Origin of the sequence: Streptomyces sp. NPDC097981, assembly GCF_040302565.1 — a bacterium.
Taxonomy (GTDB): Bacteria; Actinomycetota; Actinomycetes; order Streptomycetales; family Streptomycetaceae; genus Streptomyces.
In genome coordinates this window covers 69,282-75,991 of the sequence record NZ_JBEORW010000042.1, presented here as the reverse complement: position 1 = coordinate 75,991, position 6,710 = coordinate 69,282, and the positions used below count along the sequence as shown (strand labels likewise).

The 6,710-nt window shown below is 68.9% G+C and carries 9 protein-coding genes and 1 tRNA gene; 5 read left to right on the top strand and 5 right to left on the bottom strand.

Features of this window, described 5'->3' with window-relative positions; all coding sequences use genetic code 11:
- Window positions 1–85: 85 nt before the first annotated feature.
- Window positions 86–583 carry a phosphoribosyltransferase gene (locus ABTY04_RS31740; protein ID WP_352216879.1) on the bottom strand — a complete coding sequence of 166 codons (498 nt, stop codon included), beginning with the start codon at window positions 581–583 and terminating at the stop codon, window positions 86–88.
- The gene (gene dcd / locus ABTY04_RS31735) at window positions 580–1,167 is read right to left on the bottom strand and encodes a dCTP deaminase (RefSeq protein ID WP_352216878.1); all 588 of its coding nucleotides are present in this window, start codon (window positions 1,165–1,167) and stop codon (window positions 580–582) included. Before dcd ends, ABTY04_RS31740 begins: the two co-directional genes overlap by 4 nt.
- Before the next feature lie 483 nt (window positions 1,168–1,650).
- Here dcd and ABTY04_RS31730 point away from each other — a divergent pair.
- Window positions 1,651–1,721 (top strand) — tRNA-Gly (locus ABTY04_RS31730).
- 191 nt (window positions 1,722–1,912) lie between these two features.
- On the opposite strand, the gene ABTY04_RS31725 is transcribed toward ABTY04_RS31730, so the two are convergent.
- On the bottom strand, window positions 1,913–2,287 hold the full coding sequence (locus ABTY04_RS31725; RefSeq protein WP_352216877.1) for an STAS domain-containing protein: 375 nt from the start codon (window positions 2,285–2,287) through the stop codon (window positions 1,913–1,915).
- A 54-nt stretch (window positions 2,288–2,341) separates the two neighbouring features.
- A complete protein-coding gene (locus tag ABTY04_RS31720; RefSeq protein ID WP_352216876.1) occupies window positions 2,342–3,004 on the bottom strand; it encodes an HSP18 transcriptional regulator in 663 nt (220 codons plus the stop codon).
- A 128-nt stretch (window positions 3,005–3,132) separates the two neighbouring features.
- Between ABTY04_RS31720 and ABTY04_RS31715 the strand changes: the two genes are divergently transcribed.
- The 3 genes from ABTY04_RS31715 (at window position 3,133) to ABTY04_RS31705 (ending at window position 4,573) form a co-directional block, all read left to right on the top strand.
- Window positions 3,133–3,567 carry an Hsp20/alpha crystallin family protein gene (locus ABTY04_RS31715; RefSeq protein ID WP_352216875.1) on the top strand — a complete coding sequence of 145 codons (435 nt, stop codon included), beginning with the start codon at window positions 3,133–3,135 and terminating at the stop codon, window positions 3,565–3,567.
- 115 nt (window positions 3,568–3,682) lie between these two features.
- Window positions 3,683–4,078 (top strand): DUF2267 domain-containing protein, encoded by a 396-nt coding sequence (locus tag ABTY04_RS31710; protein WP_352216874.1) that lies wholly within the window; start codon window positions 3,683–3,685, stop codon window positions 4,076–4,078.
- 48 nt (window positions 4,079–4,126) lie between these two features.
- Complete coding sequence (locus tag ABTY04_RS31705; protein ID WP_352216873.1) at window positions 4,127–4,573, top strand: DUF2267 domain-containing protein; 447 nt, start codon at window positions 4,127–4,129, stop codon at window positions 4,571–4,573.
- Window positions 4,574–4,943: 370 nt separating this feature from the next.
- Here the strand turns inward: ABTY04_RS31705 and ABTY04_RS31700 are convergent, their stop codons facing one another.
- Window positions 4,944–5,579, bottom strand: a complete 636-nt coding sequence (locus ABTY04_RS31700) for a TetR/AcrR family transcriptional regulator (RefSeq protein ID WP_352216872.1) — start codon at window positions 5,577–5,579, stop codon at window positions 4,944–4,946.
- 129 nt (window positions 5,580–5,708) lie between these two features.
- On the opposite strand from ABTY04_RS31700, the gene ABTY04_RS31695 reads away from it, so the two are divergent.
- Window positions 5,709–6,647 carry an alpha/beta fold hydrolase gene (locus ABTY04_RS31695; RefSeq protein WP_352216871.1) on the top strand — a complete coding sequence of 313 codons (939 nt, stop codon included), beginning with the start codon at window positions 5,709–5,711 and terminating at the stop codon, window positions 6,645–6,647.
- Window positions 6,648–6,710 lie beyond the last annotated feature (63 nt).

The window sequence follows — 6,710 nt, the reverse complement described above, 5'->3', positions numbered from 1 at the left end:
CCTCAGAGCTCGAAGGCTCCGGCGTCGAAAGTGCTCACCTACCGGCGGCTACGGAACCGAGCATTCCCCGGTTCCGTAGCTCCCATTAGGCGTCGAGAACCTGGCCCTCGCGCTTCACGACGGGCGGCTCGACCGACCAGGGGAAATTGATCCACTCGTCGGTCTTCTTCCACACGTACTCGCACTTCACGAGCGAGTGGGACTTCTCGTAGATCACGGCGGACCGCACCTCGGCGACGTGGCCCAGGCAGAAGTCGTGGACGAGCTTCAGCGTCTTGCCGGTGTCGGCCACGTCATCGGCGATGAGGACCTTCTTGTCGGTGAAGTCGATCGCCTCGGGCACGGGCGCCAGCATGACCGGCATCTCCAGCGTGGTGCCGACGCCGGTGTAGAACTCCACGTTCACGAGGTGGATGTTCTTGCAGTCGAGCGCGTACGCCAGACCGCCGGCGACGAAGACGCCGCCGCGGGCGATGCTCAGGATGATGTCGGGCTCGTAGCCGTCGTCGGCGATGGTCTGCGCCAGCTCGCGGACGGCGCGCCCGAAGCCCTCGTAGTTCAGGTTCTCGCGTACTTGACTCATGCCTCGTGCCTCACCTGCGTGCGGTGGAAGTTCTGGAAGGAGCGCGAGGCCGTCGGGCCGCGCTGGCCCTGGTACCGCGACCCGTACCGCTCGCTCCCGTACGGGAACTCGGCGGGCGAGCTGAGCCGGAACATGCACAGCTGCCCGATCTTCATGCCCGGCCACAGCTTGATCGGGAGGGTGGCGAGGTTCGACAGTTCGAGCGTGACGTGCCCCGAGAACCCGGGGTCGATGAACCCGGCGGTCGAATGCGTCACCAGCCCCAGGCGGCCCAGGCTGGACTTCCCCTCCAGTCTGGAGGCGATGTCCTCGGGCAGCGAGATGACCTCGTACGTCGAGGCGAGTACGAACTCCCCCGGGTGCAGGATGAAGGCCTCGTCGCCCTCCGGCTCGACCATCCGGGTCAGGTCCGGCTGCTCGGTGGCGGGGTCGATGTGGGCGTAGCGGTGGTTCTCGAACACCCGGAAAAAGCGGTCGAGACGTACATCGATGCTGGAGGGCTGCACCATCGATTCCTCGAACGGGTCGATGCGAACCCGTCCGCTGTCGATCTCGGCCCGGATGTCTTTGTCTGAGAGAAGCACGTCCCGAGGATACGCAGTGCGCGCGGACCACCCCCAATCGGAGCCGCGCCCGCGCGCCCTGCGGTACACCTATCGCTTGACGGACGCCCCGACGGGCACGGCATGCCTCAGCCGCGCACACCGCGGGCACCGCAGAAGCCGTCCGGGCCCGATCCGGCCGGCACCGAGGTGCTGCAGCGGGAACGAAGCGGTACTGAAAACGTGCCCCTCGGCACAACGGACGACGGTGTTCTCCATCGAGTCCCTTTCCCCAACCTGCCGTACTGCGACGAATCGCCACATTAGGGGATGATCGCGACCCGCTCCAGCCGCCACTCCAGCGACCCCCGAGCACCACTGCGCACTGGTACGTTACGCCCCAACTCCCGCTGCCACGAGCCTCGGTGCACCGCACACACGACAACGACCCCGCGGCCGATTCACCGGGGGTCGATCATGGGGTAGAGTGTGCAACGATACCGCTCCAGGCAACTGGAACGCTGTGCGGATGTAGTTTAATGGTAGAACATGAGCTTCCCAAGCTTATAGCGCGGGTTCGATTCCCGTCATCCGCTCTTGAACGAAGGCCCAGGTCATAGACCTGGGCCTTCGTCGTTGTCTAGACCCCTCCGACCTTGCCGTGGCCTCCGCGTGCCCCAACTCGCAGGATTGCCCGGGTCGGAGGACTGCGTCACGACAGTGGCTGCCTGGTGCGAATTCGCGCTCCTAAAGAGGCAGTTGGCGGACGCGTCCGGTCAGGCAGCACCTACCCCCGCACCTGTCGACCGGCCGGCGGGTCCGGGTCCACAGGGAAGAGGGACCGGGCGCCTGTCATCTCCAGAAGACGCTGGAGCTGGGGGCCGGGGGCCGCCAGGCGGATGACGGTGCCAGCCTCTTGGGCTGCGCGGCGCGCGGCGAGGAGTGCGTTCAGCGCTGAGGAGTCGCAAAAGGTGAGGCCGCTGCAGTCGACCGCCACGGGCTTGGCCGCCGAAGCGTGAGCGAGGGCCTCGGAGAGGGCGAGGTGCAAGGCGGGTGCCGTATCGATGTCGATCTCTCCCGTGGGCCTGATCGTGACGGCGTGGTCCAGGATCTCCACGTCGATGCCGTTGCCGCCGGCATCCTGGGGAAGCTGTCCGGCCATGGTGATCACTCCTTGCATCTACGCACGTGCCCCCTCCCGACTCCGGGGTACGGGTCACGTGCTGCGCTGATCGCGGGTGTCCCGGCGGAGCTGGTCGGCGTGTCGGGCCATGGCGTCAAGGCGTTCGGCGAGCTCGGCGTCCTCGGGCCGCAGGTGGGCGCGGGTGCCGGTCAGGGGGCCGACGAGGCGGGCGGTGTCGTTGTGGGCGAGGGCCTGGTTCAGGTCGCCGATGGCGCCCTCGGCGTCGTCGGCGAGGCCAGCGAGGGCGGTGATCTGGCCGGCGAGTCGGCGCAGGTCGGCGGCGTTGTCGCGGGCCCAGGCGTCCACGCTGCGGTTGGCGGCGCGGGTGTCCCGGGTGGCCTGGACGCGTTCCTCACCCGTGCTTCCGGCCTTCCCCGGCCGCAGCCGCAGGTAGCGGCGCTCGGCGGCCTGGCGGCTGGCGACTCCGAGGGGGCCGGCGAGGTCGGCCCAGCTGGCGCCCTCGCTGCGGGCGGTTTCGATCAGGCCGGTTTCCCAGCCGCCGAGCTGCTCGCGGACCTCGCGCAGCATCAGCAGAGCGGCCAGGGCCGGGTGGGGGCCCGTACCCGGAGCCGACGCCGCTATCGGTGTGCTCGTGGAGGCCTGCTGCGCTTCCGTGATGGCCTGGTTGATGGTCTCCAGCGCCGCAGCGGCGGCCAGGAAGGTAACGGGTGCGGTCGGCTCTGCGGCCTCGTGCATGACGGTCTCCGTGGTCTGTCATCCTCCAGATGACTTCCTGCTTGTCATCGTTTCGATGACATGTTACAACAGGAGCACGTTGAAGCGCATTGGCAGTTCCTGCCTGAACCAACTGGAGGTGTTTCGCGATGTTGATGCGCACCGACCCGTTCCGCGAGATGGACCGGATCATCCAGCAGCTTTCGGGTGCGTCAGGCACATGGTCGAAGCCGTCCGTGATGCCGATGGACGCCTACCGCCAGGGCGACGCGTACGTGATCGCCTTCGACCTCCCCGGCGTCAGCACCGAGGCGATCGACATCGACGTCGAGCGGAACATGCTGACCGTCAAGGCCGAGCGCCGGCCCGCGGAGAAGTCCGACGGCGTGCAGATGGAGCTCTCCGAGCGGCCCCTCGGTGTCTTCTCCCGCCAGATCATGCTGGCCGACACCCTCGACACCGAGCACATCGAAGCCGACTACGACGCGGGTGTCCTGACCCTGCGGATCCCGATCGCCGAGCGCGCCAAGCCGCGGAAGATCGCGATCGGCGGCGAATCCGGTCGCAAGCAGCTCTCCGGCTGACCGGCCCGGCACCACCCGGCACCAGCAGCGGAGGGCGGGGAACCCGATCCCCCTCCGGCACCCCGTCCTCCGCACCCTCTTCTTCCTTTCGCCCCTCCCCTGGAGGTGACGTGAGATGTCGATACGCAGGGAAGCCTTTCTGGAACACGTCCAGGAACGCGGCAAGTACGAGACCCAGGAGGAAGCCGAACGGGCGGCCCGCGTAGTCCTGGCCCTGCTGGGCGCCCACCTGGTCGGAGCCGTGCGAGCGGCACTCGCCGCCCGCCTTCCCGAGACCTACGCCCTGATCCTCCTCAACCCCCTGCAGGCCGCAGAGCCGCTCTCCCCTGAACGCTTCGTACGCGCGACCGCGGCCTGGATCGAGGGCGCCACCGAAAAGACAGCCTTGTGGGACATCGGCGCGGTCCTGTCCACCGTGGCCGCGGCGGCCGGAGACGTCCTCACCCGCGAAACCCTGCTCCAGCTCCCACCCGGCTACGACCTCCTCTTCGGCCACCCCCAGCCCACCTGACCGCCGGCCGAGGACCGACCCCTCGAAGAGAAAGGCAACCGCAGCACCATGTACGACCAGCCTCGAGCGAACCCGGCCCAGCCCGCCATGACGTTCGAGCACATGCTGGAACGCGTGCGCTACGAAGGCGCTTATCCCACCCGCGAACGCGCCGAGGAAGCCGTCCGCACCGTCCTCGCTGCCCTCGGACGGCAGCTCGTCGGGGACGAACGCGTCGACCTCGCACGATGCCTCCCCGTCGAGGCCGCCCTCGCCCTGACCGCTCAGATCCCTGACACCGAACGGCTCACCGGCTGGGCCTTCATCAAGGACATGGCCACCCGGGCCGGCACCAGCCCGGCCATCGCCCGCTGGGGCACCGGCGCCGTCCTCGCCGTCGTGGCACGGCTCACCGGTCCCGACCTCCTCGCCCGGATCCTCCATCAGCTCCCCGATGGCTACGCGCTCCTCTTCGGCCAGGCAGAATTCAGGCAGCAGCCTCAGCACGCTGCCTGATGTCCCCCCGCTCCCCGGAGGTACCCATTGGGTCGCGAGGCCTACCAGTGACGTGCCGCTCGCTCCAAGAAGAAGGACGCACTCCAGCACGGGTGCCCGTTGGAAACCTCCACACGGACGCCGACGGGCGGGGACGACCCAAAGGTCGTCCTCACCCGTCGGCGTGTTGGTCAGGCTTCCCGTGCGAGTCGCGGCCTCGGCTTCGCGCCCGGCGCGTACGGGCTCGTTCCGCGCAGTAGATTCCCAAGCTTATAGCGCGGGTTCGATTCCCGTCATCCGCTCCACGACAAAGCCCCAGGTCACAGACCTGGGGCTTGTTTGCTGTCTAGGCCTCTCGGCCTCCGCGTGCCACAACTGCCTCAACAGGGCGTCAGATTGGACACGCCCTGGTCGCCGCAGGCTCGGAGGTCGCGAAGATGCGGTCCAGCTGGTGGTGGAGTACCGCGATGGCCGACTCCGGATTCCGCTGGCCCACGAGGATGCTGGTGCCCATGGTCGCCGCCATGGCCAGCAGACTGATCGCCTCCATGCGGGCATCGATGCCGGGATCGGCCAGGCCTGCCGCCCGAGCCTGCTCGATGAGACCGGCCAGGGCGTTCTCCGCGGCGTCGGGGTTGTCGATGAACGGCTGGGCGGCCAGCGCCTCGTCGGTCACGGACAGAATCGAATAGGTGCTGTAGACGAGGTGGAAGGTGCGGCTCTCCTCATCGGTCGGGAGAGAGGCCAGCAACAGCGCCTCGACGGTCGCACGCGGGCCCGGATCCGGACCCGCGGCGGCCAGGCGGGCGCCGACGCGTGCGGTGAAGCGGTCGGTCAGGTACTGGAGCCCGTAGAAGAGGAGCTTCTCCTTGGTCTCGAAGTAGTACTGCACGAGCCGCAGTGACACTCCGGCCTCGGCAGCCACGTCGCGCATGCCGACGGCGTGCAGCCCGCGCCGTCCGGCGACACGGATGAGTGCCTCGGCGATCTGGGTGCGCCGTTCCTCGTGGTCCACGCGCTTCGGCATGTGCCGGTGTCTCCGCCCGTCGGTGGTGGGTTCGCGGTCCAGAATCCCCGGACCCTCCTTTATGGTACTGCCGTACCAACATCATGGTACGGTCGTATCACGAAGAACGGATCTTCCCGGAGGTGCCCCGTGCCCGAGAACACGACCCGTGTGCGCCGCGACGTCGGCCGCTACGTCAACGACGAGCTCCGCGACCGCTACTTCGCCGCCGGCGACGTGCTCTACGCGATGGGGGCACCCATCCGCTCCGAGACGGACGTGGAGACCAGCTTCGGCACCACCCACGTCTACCGGTACGGGCCCTCGGACCCCGCCGCCGAGTCCCGGACCCCGATCGTCCTGATCCACGGCGCCGGCTACAGCTCGGCGATGTGGTACCCCAACACCCCCGGGCTCAGCCTCGACCGCCCCGTCTACGCCCTCGACACCCCCGGCGACGCGAACCGCAGCATCCACCGCGAGCCCATGTGGCAGCCCGAGCGCGCCGCCCAGTGGATGGACGAGGCCCTCGACGCGCTCGGCCTCGACCGGGTCCACCTCGTCGGCTCCTCCTACGGCGGCTGGCTGGTGCTCAACCAGGCCCACCGGCGGCCCGGCCGGCTCGCCTCGGTCACCGCCCTCGACCCCGGCGGCCTGGAGAAGGTCGGCCTGCGCTTCTTCGCCTGGGTCTTCGTGAGCCTGTTCGCCACCTTCGCACCGAAGGCACTGCGCCCCCGGCTCGCCAGGTGGCTGGACCAGCCGGTCATCGCCGTACCCGAGATGCGCAAGTGGATCCAGCTCGGCGCCCGCGCGTACCGGATCCGCCGCCCCGCACCGCTGCCGCTGGCCGAGGACGCGCTGCGGTCCATCCGGACCCCGCTCTACGTCATCATGGGCAAGCACAGCCTGCTCGTACACCCCAAGCGGCAGCTGGAACGCGTACCGCGCCTCGTCCCCGGAGCCCGCGCCGAGATCATCACCGCGACCGGCCACGGCCCGCAGATCGACCACCCCGACGTGGTCAACGCCCGGATGCTGTCCTTCATGGAGGACGTCGACTCCCTCGACCCTGCTGCGCTCGGCGCGTAGGGCCCCGGCAGGGCAAAACGGTGCCGGCGGCGCCCTCTCCGTGCCACAACGTGCCGGTAGGGG